Source organism: Methylotenera sp., from assembly GCF_030684185.1.
Classification (GTDB): Bacteria; Pseudomonadota; Gammaproteobacteria; order Burkholderiales; family Methylophilaceae; genus Methylotenera.
Window position 1 is genome coordinate 1 of record NZ_JAUXOY010000017.1, and the last position, 14,322, is coordinate 14,322.

The following is a 14,322-nucleotide window of genomic DNA, read 5'->3' on the forward strand; positions in this document are numbered from 1 at the left end:
CATCATGCCACCATCATTCAGTGTGAAGGAGGCAGCTACCGAAGAAAATCATCTATGCAAAAACAGTAGTAAAAATCTCAGCGTCAACTAGACAAGATAATTGTCGCTGAACTGGACAAGATAGTTGACGCGCTACAGATATCTGCCTTTATGATCAATCATCTGACAGCCCCCGCCTAAAACTGCTACTTCTGTGTGCGATTTGTTAGGTGAAAATGCTGGATTGAACCTATTGTTAAGTCACTGGAATATACCTAGTGATAAATTAGAACCTCAAATTAGAAGTCAGCTAAGTTATCGTCAATATTCTAGCAATATCGGTGTTTTAATTAATTTTGCTAAAAAGTATGGTTATAAACCTGTCACTGGTAGTGCAAGAAGTAAACTAGAACCCCAACTAAGTAATATTCAATTGGAGGCTTTATTATGTCCAGCTGAAGCAGCTACAAAACTTAAAACTGCCATCGATAATTTTTTTTCATTCAACCAAAATACATATATCAGTGTTACAGCAGGGGCTGGTAAAACCAAATCCGTAATAAGCATTTTAGCTGATGCTGTTATGACAGGTAAAAAAGTGCTTTTCTTGGCAAAAGAACATAAGTTTGGTCAGCAGGTTGAAAGCGATTTAAATGTAGAAATTCTAAAGCGAAAAGCTCAGTTCATGGTTTTTTCACGTGAAAAATTCCAATATACAAATAGTGTGATAAGAATTAAAGGTAAGTCCCAGCCATTGTCAGAGGAGTCAGATATTAAAATTTGTTCAAATGAAGAACTTAGTAAAAGGCCATCTATAGCGCCTAAAGATTGTATCGAGCACTGTTATCTACAGGGTGAATGTAACTACACCACGCAGTTTTCCAGTAGTGCCAACATACGCATTATGACTCATAACGAATGGTTTAATAATCCTTCTAAATGGTTCAAAGGTTTGGAATACAAAACTGAAAAAATATATGGCACGCCATATGGTGAGAAGGAGCAATATTCAGTCAGCCCATCTGTAGAGGAAAGCTATTGGAAACCTGATTACATTGTCATTGATGAAGACATAATGACGCATGATGATGAGATTAATCGGGTTTTTGAAGATGAGCATTCCCCATATGCATCAATTCAATCAATATTAAAAGATTTGAAATTAACTAATAATTTAGAATCAGCGATAAAGCGTAACCAAAATTTAATCCTGCAAGATGCAACTCATAACTATAAAACTACTAATAGCGGAAAATATACAGAACTAAATCCGAAGTACTCGGAAATTCTTGCTTGCTTTAATAGTTTTATAAATTCAACTCAAATGTACTGGTTAGATGGTATTTATTTCAAAGATGACAAACTACACATTAATCGGCTAAAGCGAGTTGCCGAAAGATATAGAAATGTTCCAACATTGATATTAGATGCTACAGCAAATGGGCAAGTAATTAGAAAGGTTTATCCAAATTATAAGTACGATAAAATTGCAGTAAAATCAAACTCAGATATTAATGTTTACCAAATGTGTAATGCTAATTTGACTAAAAATCATCTTCAAAACCAAAAAAATATGGCTACATTAATTACAGGCTTTAAAACGATAGTCCGAAAGTATAGAAATGTTGGGTTGATTAGCTATAAAGCAATTAAAGGAAATGAAAACTTTATTGAAAGTTTGGCTAATGAATTAGGTGTTAGTATTTATGCGCATTTTGGCAATCTACGTGGACTTAATTTATTTGAAGATGTTGACTGTCTGCTTATTGTTGGAAGGTATTCATTACCACAAGAACGTACACAAGAAATTGCTCAGGCCGTGTATAACGTGAGTGAATTTGATAATATTGAACGCTCATATTTAGATGTACCAGTGCGGATGAAATCAGGACAGGCGAAGATATTAAACAACTACGTTTACAACAATTCAATGCTTCAATCTATATATGAACAAAAATCAATAGCTGAAACGATTCAGGCTGTAGGTAGGGGGCGGACGATATTCGGGGAACCTAAGGATATTTTCCTTTTCTCTAATGAGTCGCTTGGAGCTGATATAGAAATTACTGAATTTTTTAAATATGAAGACTATTTTGAAAAAAACAGATTAGACGAATCTACCGTTAATAAGCTACTTGATATTGGATATATCTTTATTAATAATAAAAACATTGTAAAAGTTTTAAAAGAAGTTAATTTTACATCCAAAAACAAGATTGAAAATTATGTTAAAAACCATAAGGATGAAATCATAAGTCAGCTAAAGGATGCTGGGTTTAGGTTACATCATGAAATGTCAAAGTGTCTTGTATCTAATATATTGAAGTTTGAGGAGTTTTTGCTGAAGAACAATTAGCCTCCTACTTATTCTTCTAGGTAGTCTATTTTAAATGTATAGATATTAAATCACCTAGAATTTATGTAGAAATCTGATTTTTTCAATTTAATTGCATATTCTGGAGCATCGTGAACACCCATTATGGTCGAACGTGAACGCTTTTTGCCTATTCACCAGAATAGGTGTTCACGATGGCAGAATGACCGTTCACGATGGCAGAACCTAGCGTGAATTGTGCTGGAACTTAACCTGTAAATGCTGGAGCATCTCCAAGTTTGGAGTTGTGATGCCAGCAGCAAGGAGTTCCATGCGCCAACGTCAGTGGTTCGATGGGGTGTGGGATAAGTCAAAGTCCTTCGACCTGCCAGTCACCTTCAGCCCTGTTTTTACGCCTTGAAAAATCCTAATGGAAAATCTGGGATTATACGAATTAATAATTGTATTGTTGAATTGCACTCAGAATTGGAGGGCGTCCGAGACTAAATTCTTTATCTAGGTAGTGTATTTTGGAGATATTTAACTCTTTCAGCAATAATTCCAGCCTTACAACTCCCGTATTGTAAATATGTGCCTTCCTGACCAAATGCAAGTGCACCATCGTTTTCTGCCAAAAAGTAATTGCATGCACTGTCTTTATATTTAATCCATAATCTTTGCTCAGTGAGAAGCTCATTATATGCATTTAAAGATATTTCTTTAATTTCCTTTGATATATCTGACCATGCTTTAGTAAGCATTTTTTCTTGATAACTCATTTCTTTTTCAGTGCATGTTCCAAAGTTTCTATTAGTTCCCGCCGATTTCATACATCTATCAAACTCATTGGATAAATCACTAGCGTATGAGTTGTTAGTTAATAATAAAAATACTATTAATGAAATTTGCTTCATGTTGGCCTCGTTGTATATTAAATAATAAAATGCAGAATGCACTTATAGGCTTATTTTCTATTCTTTGCTTTATCCAACCTACAAAATATAGATTTTGAAGTGTTTTAACAAAAATTAATGAAAGTCGCTTTCTCACTAGACCTGCTCACAGATTATACTTAACTGAACATATCGATATAATTCAGGGGTGGTGCAGACATATCGTTATACAACGTTATTTTATAAAGGATAAGCAATAGCAGTGTAATAAAAATTATCATTTACCCATTCGCCTAGATAGATATAAACACCCGTATCAGCTCCAGCATGTTCACTCTGAATACTTTGATAAGAATCATTTCTTTCATTATTACTCTGTGCTACTTTTGAATGTTCTTGAGTCGTAATTTTAGACCCTTCAAAGAATTTTATTGCGCCTTCCTCGGCACTTAGTTTAGAAGTTCTAATCGCATTGAGCTTAGATTTTTTTTGACCATCTTTTAAATCTGCCACACCTACTGAAATTAGGTATCGTCGGTCATTAATAGTTGTTAATTCCACGTTGGTTGATTTCAATATTTCACTAGACTGCGCTTGTTTTAAAAGCGCAGTTGTTACGTCTCCCGCATGTAATTGGGATAACGGCATGAGAATTGCTAGCATCATGATGTAATAGCGCATCATTGTGCGAATTTCAAACTCATTACTCTATCCATTGCTGAGTTAGCTTTATCCAAGTCACCAGTAGTGAAATAAAGGTTAAATAAATTCTTCCAAGCGTCTATAGCACTCGGATTAGTTTTTACTTTTAATTCCGATTCCGAAATTTCTTTAACAATGCTACTTTCTACAACATTTGCATCCAATGTATTAGAGGTGTTTGCTTTAGATAATGATGGGGTAATATTTGCAATTGGTATTTGTGATACTTGGTAATAGGCACCCTCATTTTTACCTAATTCAAGTATTTGCATTCCGCTTAATTGGAACTTTGAAGCGCCTTTATATTTGCGCTGTAAATGCTTTAATAACGTGAATCGTGTCAATAAGTTAAGCTTTGACCTTCGATACTCGACTGTCGAATTAAGGTTTCCATCTGAAAATATTGCTTGTATGAGATAGCAACTCTTTCCGTCTCGTACCAGCTCTGCTACAGCATTTTTATTATCATTAAGAAAGTATTCTGCTTTAATTGCTTCAGCATTAGCGTACAGCGGTTGAACCAATAAAATGCCAATGCTGAGAACGGTTACCTTAACTAATTGTTTGGTCAAACAACGCATTAGAAGTTATTGTAATTTTTGCTACGTTTTATCTCGTCGCCTACTTGGACTGACTCACTAGCGGAACTATTATTAGCTGAAGTAGCATTACTCATATCACTCTTAATATGGGCTTTAATTGAATCTGCTGCACCCATGCTTTTTCTGCTGATACCTACGGTTACTTTAACTACACCATTTTTAGTATCCACTTTTTGTTCCAGCGTCAGTACGCCTTTTAGAATTTGGTCTGCTGAGTTATGAATTTCAGTACTCATCGTTTCAACACTCTTACGTGTAGCTGACTCCGCGTCCGAACCATTTTTTTCTGCCAGCACTTTAGTTATGTCACTAATTGAATCTTGTGTTGATACCCGCTCATTGAGGAATTTTACAATTTCAGCTTTCGCTGACAATGTTGCTTTTTTTGTAGATAGAATCACATCCTGACGGTCACCAAATCTTAATGCAGCCTCGCCAACAGAACGAATCTTGAGCCAACTTGATGCATCATCAGCCATTTCTAATGTAACACCAGTAATGTCTTCATAGACAACAAATTTGTCATCAGCAGCTTGAGCAAAGTTTGAATTCAATGCAAAAAGCATTGTTAAAGTGATTGCTAATTTATTTTGTTTAAACACTTTATTTCCTTTATTAAACGTTAATTACGAACCATAGTGAGGGCAATCACCAATTACAATATCTACTGTTTTAAACTCTTTAATTATGTCCCGCTTAACAACCTCATTTATATGAAGGAAAAATTCATCACTATCTTTCGCCTCTAGCCAATATTTACGGCTTTCATAGTATTGTTTTTGTCTTATATCTAATTTAGAGCTATAAAAATCTAAACGCATATCCTTATATGGAAAACCATAAACATTCACACTGCCATTAATTATAAATGGGTTTGTTGCTTCCTTTTTATAGTAGTAATCCTTTGACAGGCAACTACTCACTTGATGAACAACTTGTCCAGCAGAGTTTTTTATATCGAGGTTAATTGACAGGCTCTTATTATTCTCACGAACCAGTTGGAAAATTTGGTGTAGTAAATTCTTATCATTTACTTTCAAGGATACGGGTCTGTCTTGAGATGTGTATCCCAGGCCAAGTAAAGCATCATGTTCACCATTAGAAATATCACCCGTATTTTTCATGATACTAATAAATTCATCACGGAATTTAGGTTCCCATCCAACCAGTGTAGTAAAGGCTATACGCACATCATCATCTTTAATTGGGTCTATTTTAGGTTTTCCAATTAGAACAGCCCTTACAGCGGACTGAGGAAATTTTTTCATCATACCAGCCCATAGGTCAAGTGTTGAGTTTGTATTATCAAGCTTTGTTAATGCCTCACCAAATAAACTTTCGGAATCAAGGTCGGTAGTAGCAATATTTTGGTCTTCAAGCGCTCTTCGTAATTTGGTGGATGTTACAGTCGCCCTGATTTTTGTTTCAAACAAACCGTCTTCACGCTTATTTTGTGAGATAACTTCTGTTTTTTCAACAAACGCAGCACTCAGGCTGATGACCTTATCTTTAATCACATCATCATTTTTAGTAATCAAATCTGATGAAACATAGCTTCCAACTGCTTTTTGAACAGCTTGTCTTATTGCATCTTCTTTAGAAGTTTCTAGAGATTCTCCAACACCAGAGACTTCTATTACTTTATTTGTTTGAGCTTTGTCTGAGGTTTTATTAGTGGATTTATCAAGATTAAAATCACTAAGTGTTGAATTGGAAGACGCATTGTTACTTTGCGTATTTGTTTGAGTTTTAATGCTTGGAGCAATGCTACCTATACTGTCCTGTAGCTCTTTCAAACCCTTTAAAATGCCTTCTAATCCACCAGCATAAGTTAAATTTGGGCTAAAAAAACACAGAAACCATGAACACAATAATATTTTTCTTATTTTCATAAATTATTTTCATATATTAATGAACGACTATATCAGACACAACTTGGTAATGAATACATTATGAACATAAATTTTTCAAATATATTCAGCAAGATAAGTCATTACTTCATTTTATTTTTAAAGTACTTTTGTTAAGCTCTGTTAAGAGCTTGAGAGGTATTTAATGATGCACTCTAGTTTTATATATTATTCAACTTAATACCTAAATTTTAGTACAAAAAATTTTTCAATAACACGCATGCCCACTAAAGGGCAACTTTGTATATGGGCTATAAGCTTTTTTCTAATAGCTTAACTATATTGCTTACTCTTAAAAGTTGCCTTTCTAAGCATTCAACAGAGTCTTTTTCGTATTATTTTAGTGTATTTAATAGTTAATTAATTTATAATTGCATCTTACGGAATAGGTAAGACATATAATTTTTTATATTTGTTGGTATTTCTGTTGGTATATTGTAACTAGAGTGCATGCTAACTAATTGGTTTTGTTAGTAATTATAGAGATTTATCACGGACACCTCTTCCGCCAAATTTTTAGTGCCGCTTAAAGCCAAGCGGCATTTGTTTTTAAGCCAACATTTTAAGGATTTATCATGAGCCAAATCATCATCGACCATAACCCATCACAAGAAAAATTAAAAGAACTAGGCGTTTCTAGCTGGTCAATTTGGGATTGCGCACCATCAAAATTTCCGCTTAACTTTGATTCAGCAACAGAAAGTGCATATTTGCTAGAAGGCGAAATCCACGTGACTCCAGTAGGTGGCGAAACAGTTGTAGTTAAAGCAGGTGACTTTGTTGTATTTCCTAAAGGTTTGAAATCAAACTGGGAAGTGACAAAACAACTGAAAAAACACTACAAGCACTCATAATTGCAATTTAGTAAGAGTGGAATACAATAAGCCTTGATGATTCAAGGCTTTTTTATTGCTTTTGATTTTTAGAGCTTTGATTTTTGCTGATCATTTCAGGAGAGCACTATGAGCAAAATTATTGTAGAAAAACCTACGCCAGAAAAATTAGCATCGCTTGGCGTGGCTCGCTGGCCAACTTGGTCAAAAGAAGCCTCGCAATTTCCATGGAGCTTTAGCACACAAGAAATTGCCTATATTCTTGAGGGTGAAGTAACCATTACGCCAAATGATGGTAGCGGTGCTGTGAGTTTTCAAGCGGGTGACTTAGTGACGTTTCCAGCAGGATTGTCTTGCACATGGCATGTTAAAAAAGCGCTAAGCAAACATTATCAGTTAGGATGATTGCGTACATAAGCGCTTAGTGTCTAAATTTCGCTAATAAGTGCTTCTTTAAGGGCTAGTATGCGAAGCGCATCAAGTTTTTGACCTTTTTTCGCTGAAATTAAAAAGGTGTCTTCAGCACGATTGCCCAGTGTATTGATTTTTGCATTATGTAATTCAATTTCATGCACCAAGAATTGGTGCGCCAGCGTGGCAAGTAAGCCTGGGCGGTCGTTGGCAATAATCTCCAGCTTATGATTGTTATTATCAGCCTCCTGCGTAATAGTGGCTTGAGCCAGTATGGGCATATGCTTTACTTGACGGCTAATACGACCTTGGAGTGGTGGCTCAAGCAGGCAATTTTTATCAAGTTTTTGTGTCAGTTCAACCTCGATAAATTTTAATAAACCACTATAACTAACTGACTTACCTGATTGATCTAAAACAATAAAACTATCTAAGGCATAGTCATGTTCTGTGGTGTAAATCTTAGCTTCTACGATGTTATAACCCATGCGATCAAAAAAATTACATATTCTGGCAAACAAGTCATTTTGGTCTTTGCTGTAAATCATCACTTGAATGCCATCACCGCTCGGACTTAATCGCGCACGGACAATCGGTTGGTTGGTATTTAAATGCGGGGTTAGAAGTCTGCTGTGCCACGCAATTTCATCACTTTCATGGCGAATAAAATAACTAGAACCGAACTTCTCCCATAAATGTTCATAGGATTGTGCACTTAAGCCGAACTTTTTTAATCTTTCTGCGGCTTCAGATTTGCGCGTTGTAATAGCTTGTTGTACATATAACAATTGGTTTGTTAGTGCGTGTTTAGTCGCGTTGAATAAGCTTTCAAGCAGCTTCGCTTTCCATGCGTTCCATACCAGTGGACTGGTTCCTCTAATGTCAGCAACGGTGAGCAAATAAAGTGCAATCAATCTGCGTTCATTAAGCACAAAGTGCGAAAATGTTTCGATAACAGCTGGGTCTGATAAATCAGATTTTTGTGCAGTAGAGGACATTTTTAAATGCGCTGCAACCAGCCATGCAACCAGTTCACCATCCGCTTTGGGTAGTCTGTGCAACTTGCAAAACCGAATGGCATCGATGGTACCTAGCTCAGAATGGTCGCCACCTCGACCTTTTGCAATGTCATGAAACAGCGCAGCTAGATATAATAAATGGGGTGCGTCAAATTCGGCAAATAATTGACTACACAGAGGAAATTCATGTTTAAGCTCAGGCTTTGCAAAGCGCCGTAAATTAGCCAGTACATTTAAAATATGTTCATCTACGGTATATACATGAAATAAATCATGCTGCATTTGGCCAATTATTTTACCAAATGCAGGAATATAGCTACCTAAAATACCATAACGATTCATGGCGCGAAGCGCATGATTGACCCCATTTGGCTGCGATAGTACTTCAATAAACAACTTCTTGTTATGTTGACTTTGTCTAAAGTCACGATTTACTAAACGTTTTACGCGTTGCAGATTACGCAATAAAGTTGCGCCCATCCCTTTAAGTTCCGGATGTTTCTGCAACAATAAAAAGGCTTCGAATATAGATGAAGGTTGTTGTTGTAATAAGCCCGCAGTTTTAGCTTCTAATAACTGATCACACGACTCAAAGTGTTCATTGATTGAAATAATCACTGGTGGTGTAGTAGAAATCATTTGCTGAAAAGATTTGAGCAGGACTTCATTTATTAAGCTGACGAATTTAACGCTGCGGTAATAACTTTGCATCATTTGTTCGCTGGCGCGTTTACGAGGTGTATTCACATAGCCTAGTGAATCAGCTAATTCATTTTGAAAATCAAACAACAATCGGTCTTCGCGGCGATTGCTCAAAAAATGTAATCGTATGCGTAGTAATTGAAGATTTCGTTGATGTTGCTGAATTTGACGGGCTTCAAGAGGCGTAATAATGTTTTGTTTTGTTAATAATGCCCAGGTATTACTTGACGTTGTTAGGCGTGAGCCACCCATATTTAAGCACTGCGTAACCCACAGTATCATGTGTATATCTCGCAAGCCGCCCGGGCTTTCTTTGATATTGGGTTCTAAATTATAGGCGGTGTCGTTAAATTTGTAATGACGGTTGTTTTGCTCTTTTAGTTTGGCGGAAAAAAAATTGGCTATATCTGTTGGTTTTTCAAGTGTGCCATTCACTCGGTTCAAAAAACTTTTGTAAAAATTAGTTTCGCCTGTCAGTAGCCGAGATTCAAGCAAATTGGTTTGAACTGTAATGTCTTTTTTTGCTTCATCTACACATTCGTTTAAACTGCGAACACTATGACCTACATTTAAGCCTATGTCCCACAACAAGCCTATTAGGGCTTCAAGCTTGTTATTGATGGAATTGCTTTGCTCAGTATCAGGTACGTTATCAGGCAACAAAATGAGCAGGTCGATGTCCGAGTAAGGATAAAGCTCACCACGACCGTACCCACCAACGGCAATTAAACAGCAACTTTCATCGATATTTGCTTTCGACCAAATAGTAATGAGCAGTCTATCGATTAGCTTACAATGCTGCCTAAATAGGTGCGTGTTATTAGGTTTTTTTAAGAAGTCTGCTTTTATTGCAGAAAAACCATCTTTTAGATATTGCCGCCAAGCGGCTATATTATTTTTATCAGACTCTTTTGACGTATATTCTTCAGTATATTGATTACCAGAATGCATAAAGTCAGACTGTTTTTTGGACAAACTCAGGAATAGCAGGCGAGCCGCTAGACAAGGTCATCACTTCATAACCTGTTTCAGTGACTAAAATTGTATGTTCCCATTGCGCGGATAAGCTACGGTCTTTTGTGACGATAGTCCAACCATCTGGCATATGTTTAATATCGCGTTTACCGGCGTTAATCATAGGTTCTATGGTGAACATCATGCCTGCCTTTAGTGTAGCACCCATGCCGGGCTTGCCGTAATGCAACACTTGCGGGTCTTCATGAAACACCTTGCCGATACCGTGACCACAAAACTCACGAACCACGCTATAACCACTTTTTTCGGTAAAAACTTGAATAGCCGAGCCAATATCACCCAATGTCGCGCCAGGCTTCACTTTGGTAATGCCTAGCCACATGGCTTGATAAGTGATTTCGCACAAACGCTTGGCTTGGGCTGTGACTTCACCCACATAAAACATGCGGCTGGTATCGCCATGGTAACCATCTTTAATGACAGTAATATCAATATTGACTATGTCACCATTTTTTAACTGTTTGTCACTCGGCACGCCGTGACAAATCTGCTGGTTTATTGAGGTGCAAATAGATTTAGGGTAGGGTCTATGACCATCTGGAGCATAGTTTAGCGGCGCTGGAATGGCGTGTTGTACATCTACAATGTAATCATGACAAAGTTTATCCAGTTGATCTGTTGTGACACCATGTACAACGTAAGGGGTGATAAAATCTAGCACTTCAGAAGCGAGCTTACCCGCGATGCGCATTTTTTCTATATCTTGCTGGTTTTTAATTGAGATTGCCATGAACTTGCTATTTTAAGAATGTGAAGCATATTTTAGCATAGCAATTATTCATCATTTATATTTCTATTGAATTCTTGGGACCCCTACGATACGCATCACTCTGTCAATATCCATCCGTAACAGTGCGGCAATATCACTGTAATCATCAGGCAAAGCTGCATCATCCCAACCATTTGCAGAGTGGCGTGCAAGGTTAATCGCTAGTATTACATTACGCACACGCTGTTCGCTTGAGGCATTGTCTTGCATTAGTTTAGAAAGTAGGGGGGGCAGCTGAAATATCTCCACTAGCTCCTTTTGTAAATCCTGCAATCTAAAACCCAGCACATCTTGCTGAACTGCGACACTTCTGAGTGTTTTGTCAGCATGCTGCATAGCATATATCGCATTCATTTTGTCCGGTGCGAAGCACCACATTAACATCTCAGCTAAATCGTGTAGTAAGGCGGCAGTTCTAACTTCCTCTGCATGAAGGTCTGCCAGATGGGTTGCCCAATCCGCAGCAAAATGTGCGGCTTGATGCGCACGTCGAACAAGCCTAAGCAGGTGCATTAAAGCGGGTAGATTAGACTTCAGTATATCTTCAACCAATACTTTGGGCTGTAGATTTAGGAAAAACGAACTCGTCCCCATCATTAATATGGCTTGGTCGGCTTGCACAAGATCTTGAAGTTGTTTTTTACCTTTATGCTTCTGTGAAAAAGTTAATACCTTAAATACCATCATTGGATCATTCAAAACAGCTGATGAAATAGCGCGAGCACTTAAGTTATCTTCATCTTCTTTCAAGCGTGCAATTTCGCGTGCAGTATGTTTAAGTACCGGAATTTCAGCCTTTCTAATAAAATCAATCCAGGCACTTATATCCCTGGTGACTAATTCTTGGGGTGTTGATGACATTTAACAATCTCCTTTGCTAGCTTCACAACATACAGGTTGTCGTAATGATTAAAAGCATTAAAAAGAACTATAAAAATAGCGCTTATTATTCAATGGCAAGGTTTATAGTGAATTTGCATTCAATATCGAGCCAAAATGAATTGGCGGTTAATCATTTGAAGTAATAAGCTAGCAAACTCAAATGCTTAGTGGTATTATTTCGCCTCTGCAATTTAGCAGAAACGTATTGAGAAATACGTTGTTTAAAATTTACATACAACCCAATCAAGGGTGCCTTAGACTTAAACCTAACTTTAATTAGAGTAAGGTTTTGTAAAATAAGGTGTTTTTGGAGTTGTGTGAATATATAACCCTTTTGAAAAGAGAAATATTATGTCAGTCACTATGCGTGATATGTTGGAAGCTGGAGTTCACTTCGGCCATCAAACCCGTTACTGGAATCCAAAAATGGCACCGTTTATTTTTGGTGACCGCAACAAAATCCATATTGTTAACCTTGAAAAATCATTACCAATGTTTGAAGATGCGCTTAAACACGTACGCACATTGGCTGCAAACAAGGGTCGTATCTTATTCGTAGGTACAAAACGTCAAGCACGCGATATCGTAAAAGAAGAAGCGAGTCGTTCTGGTTGTGCTTATGTAAATCACCGTTGGTTAGGCGGTATGCTGACTAACTTTAAAACTGTTAAACAATCTATCAAGCGTCTTCATGATTTTGAAGCGATGTTGCTGGATGGCAGCTTAGAAAAGTTTGGTAAAAAAGAAGCATTAGGCTATAAGCGTGAAATTGAAAAATTAGAGCGTTCAATTGGCGGTATTAAAGAAATGGGCGGTTTGCCAGACGCTATTTTTATTATCGACGTTGGTCATGAAAGCGGCGCGATTACTGAAGCGGCTAAACTAGGTATCCCTGTGATTGGTATTGTAGATACTAATAACTCACCTGATGGCGTTGCATTCGTTATTCCTGGTAATGATGACTCAAGTCGTGCGATTCGCTTGTATGCGCGTGGTATTGCTGACGCGGTGCTTGAAGGCCGTAACTCTGTTATTACCGAGCTTGTTAAATCTGCTAGCGAAGAAACTGCGGAAGCGGCTGAAGTAGCGGCTGCGTAATAGAATATACCTTAAAAGGGGCTTACAGCCCCTTTTTTAATTTTAGAATAGAGCTTTGACTTTCTTCTAAAATATTAAAAATATACATTTAAATCAATAAATTAAATCATAACTTTAATGTGATTTATGGAAATTAGGAGCTTAAAATGGCTGAAATTACCGCAAGCATGGTAAAAGAATTACGTGAGCGCACAGATGCGCCTATGATGGATTGTAAAAAAGCATTGACTGAAGCAGAAGGCGATATGACGCGTGCTGAAGAAATTTTGCGCGTACGTTTTGGTAATAAGGCAAGCAAAGCGGCTGGCCGCGTAGCTGCTGAAGGTACTGTGGGTATCAGCATTAGCGCAGATGGTAAATCTGGCGCGATGATCGAAGTGAATTCTGAAACGGATTTCTGTGCTAAAAATGAAGACTTTTTGAAATTTGTTAACGAATTAGCGGCTATTGTTGCGGCTAATACGCCAGCAGATATCGCTGAAGTTAGCACGTTAAAAATGCGTGATTCTACTGTTGAAGAAACGCGCGCGCAATTGGTTGGTAAAATCGGCGAAAACATCACGCCACGTCGTTTCGTTCGCCCTGCAGTACAAGGCAAACTTGCCAGTTATGTTCATGGCAGCAAAATCGGTGTGTTAGTTGATCTAGTGGGTGGCGATGACGCTTTAGCTAAAGACATTGCAATGCATATTGCCGCAGCTAAACCAAAATCATTAGATGCTTCAGGTATTGATGCCAGTTTGATTGAAGCTGAGCGCCGTGTCGCCATTGAAAAAGCTAAAGAGGCTGGTAAGCCTGAAGCTATGTTGGAAAAAATTGCGGACGGAACAGTACAAAAATTCCTAAAAGAAGTTACTTTATTGAGTCAAACATTTGTTAAAGATGACAAACTTACGATTGAGCAATTGCTTAAATCTAAAGGCGCATCAGTGGCTTCATTTACCATGTTTACTGTTGGTGAAGGCATTGAGAAAGTGGTCGTTGATTACGCGGCAGAGGTTGCAGCAGCAGCAAAAGTATAATCTTGAATATAAATTTTATTCAAAATACGAAATATCGTGACTTGAAAATATAATTTGTTAATATCAATTTGCAAGACCGAAAATGGATTAAGCATATTGCTTAATCCATTTTTTTTAGCAAAGATTTAATAATTTTTACACTTAATTTTGG

Annotated in this window: 13 protein-coding genes; 5 read left to right on the top strand and 8 right to left on the bottom strand. The window is 37.2% G+C overall.

Annotated elements, in window-relative coordinates:
* Positions 1-202: 202 nt before the first annotated feature.
* Complete coding sequence (locus tag Q8J82_RS07735; RefSeq protein WP_305328067.1) at positions 203-2,335, top strand: hypothetical protein; 2,133 nt, start codon at positions 203-205, stop codon at positions 2,333-2,335.
* Positions 2,336-2,805: 470 nt separating this feature from the next.
* Here Q8J82_RS07735 and Q8J82_RS07740 read toward each other — a convergent pair whose 3' ends face one another.
* From Q8J82_RS07740 to Q8J82_RS07760, 5 genes are all read right to left on the bottom strand, one after another.
* Entirely contained in the window at positions 2,806-3,207 is a 402-nt protein-coding gene (locus Q8J82_RS07740; protein WP_304908437.1) for a lysozyme inhibitor LprI family protein, read from the bottom strand.
* Positions 3,208-3,426: 219 nt separating this feature from the next.
* Positions 3,427-3,870 carry a hypothetical protein gene (locus tag Q8J82_RS07745; protein WP_305328068.1) on the bottom strand — a complete coding sequence of 148 codons (444 nt, stop codon included), beginning with the start codon at positions 3,868-3,870 and terminating at the stop codon, positions 3,427-3,429.
* Positions 3,867-4,460, bottom strand: a complete 594-nt coding sequence (locus Q8J82_RS07750) for a hypothetical protein (RefSeq protein WP_304908439.1) — start codon at positions 4,458-4,460, stop codon at positions 3,867-3,869. Before Q8J82_RS07750 ends, Q8J82_RS07745 begins: the two co-directional genes overlap by 4 nt.
* An 8-nt stretch (positions 4,461-4,468) precedes the next feature.
* A complete protein-coding gene (locus tag Q8J82_RS07755) occupies positions 4,469-5,092 on the bottom strand; it encodes a hypothetical protein (RefSeq protein ID WP_304908440.1) in 624 nt (207 codons plus the stop codon).
* Between the two features lie 24 nt (positions 5,093-5,116).
* Positions 5,117-6,382 (bottom strand): hypothetical protein, encoded by a 1,266-nt coding sequence (locus Q8J82_RS07760; RefSeq protein WP_304908441.1) that lies wholly within the window; start codon positions 6,380-6,382, stop codon positions 5,117-5,119.
* Positions 6,383-6,975: 593 nt separating this feature from the next.
* Here Q8J82_RS07760 and Q8J82_RS07765 point away from each other — a divergent pair.
* Both Q8J82_RS07765 and Q8J82_RS07770 read left to right on the top strand, forming a co-directional pair.
* Positions 6,976-7,254 carry a cupin domain-containing protein gene (locus tag Q8J82_RS07765; protein ID WP_304890594.1) on the top strand — a complete coding sequence of 93 codons (279 nt, stop codon included), beginning with the start codon at positions 6,976-6,978 and terminating at the stop codon, positions 7,252-7,254.
* Between the two features lie 108 nt (positions 7,255-7,362).
* Positions 7,363-7,638: a cupin domain-containing protein gene (locus Q8J82_RS07770; protein ID WP_304890595.1), complete on the top strand. Its 276-nt coding sequence runs from the start codon at positions 7,363-7,365 to the stop codon at positions 7,636-7,638.
* A 23-nt stretch (positions 7,639-7,661) separates the two neighbouring features.
* Here the strand turns inward: Q8J82_RS07770 and Q8J82_RS07775 are convergent, their stop codons facing one another.
* The 3 genes from Q8J82_RS07775 to Q8J82_RS07785 form a co-directional block, all read right to left on the bottom strand.
* The gene (locus Q8J82_RS07775; protein ID WP_305328069.1) at positions 7,662-10,316 is read right to left on the bottom strand and encodes a [protein-PII] uridylyltransferase; all 2,655 of its coding nucleotides are present in this window, start codon (positions 10,314-10,316) and stop codon (positions 7,662-7,664) included.
* A 4-nt stretch (positions 10,317-10,320) separates the two neighbouring features.
* Entirely contained in the window at positions 10,321-11,130 is an 810-nt protein-coding gene (gene map, locus Q8J82_RS07780; protein ID WP_305327455.1) for a type I methionyl aminopeptidase, read from the bottom strand.
* Between the two features lie 63 nt (positions 11,131-11,193).
* Complete coding sequence (locus Q8J82_RS07785; protein ID WP_305327456.1) at positions 11,194-12,030, bottom strand: HDOD domain-containing protein; 837 nt, start codon at positions 12,028-12,030, stop codon at positions 11,194-11,196.
* Positions 12,031-12,402: 372 nt separating this feature from the next.
* Here Q8J82_RS07785 and rpsB point away from each other — a divergent pair, with 372 nt between their 5' ends.
* Positions 12,403-13,149, top strand: a complete 747-nt coding sequence (gene rpsB, locus Q8J82_RS07790; RefSeq protein ID WP_304891601.1) for a 30S ribosomal protein S2 — start codon at positions 12,403-12,405, stop codon at positions 13,147-13,149.
* 146 nt (positions 13,150-13,295) lie between these two features.
* Positions 13,296-14,171: a translation elongation factor Ts gene (gene tsf, locus Q8J82_RS07795; protein ID WP_304891602.1), complete on the top strand. Its 876-nt coding sequence runs from the start codon at positions 13,296-13,298 to the stop codon at positions 14,169-14,171.
* Positions 14,172-14,322 lie beyond the last annotated feature (151 nt).

Excerpts from the sequence above, each read along its gene's own strand:
- Q8J82_RS07785 (WP_305327456.1), bottom strand. The coding sequence starts at position 12,030 with ATGTCATCAACACCCCAAGAATTAGTCACCAGGGATATAAGTGCCTGG.
- Q8J82_RS07770 (WP_304890595.1), top strand. The coding sequence starts at position 7,363 with ATGAGCAAAATTATTGTAGAAAAACCTACGCCAGAAAAATTAGCATCG.
- Q8J82_RS07775 (WP_305328069.1), bottom strand. The coding sequence starts at position 10,316 with ATGCATTCTGGTAATCAATATACTGAAGAATATACGTCAAAAGAGTCT.
- Q8J82_RS07740 (WP_304908437.1), bottom strand. The coding sequence starts at position 3,207 with ATGAAGCAAATTTCATTAATAGTATTTTTATTATTAACTAACAACTCA.
- Q8J82_RS07745 (WP_305328068.1), bottom strand. The coding sequence starts at position 3,870 with ATGATGCGCTATTACATCATGATGCTAGCAATTCTCATGCCGTTATCC.
- Q8J82_RS07760 (WP_304908441.1), bottom strand. The coding sequence starts at position 6,382 with ATGAAAATAAGAAAAATATTATTGTGTTCATGGTTTCTGTGTTTTTTT.
- rpsB (WP_304891601.1), top strand. The coding sequence starts at position 12,403 with ATGTCAGTCACTATGCGTGATATGTTGGAAGCTGGAGTTCACTTCGGC.
- Q8J82_RS07765 (WP_304890594.1), top strand. The coding sequence starts at position 6,976 with ATGAGCCAAATCATCATCGACCATAACCCATCACAAGAAAAATTAAAA.
- map (WP_305327455.1), bottom strand. The coding sequence starts at position 11,130 with ATGGCAATCTCAATTAAAAACCAGCAAGATATAGAAAAAATGCGCATC.
- tsf (WP_304891602.1), top strand. The coding sequence starts at position 13,296 with ATGGCTGAAATTACCGCAAGCATGGTAAAAGAATTACGTGAGCGCACA.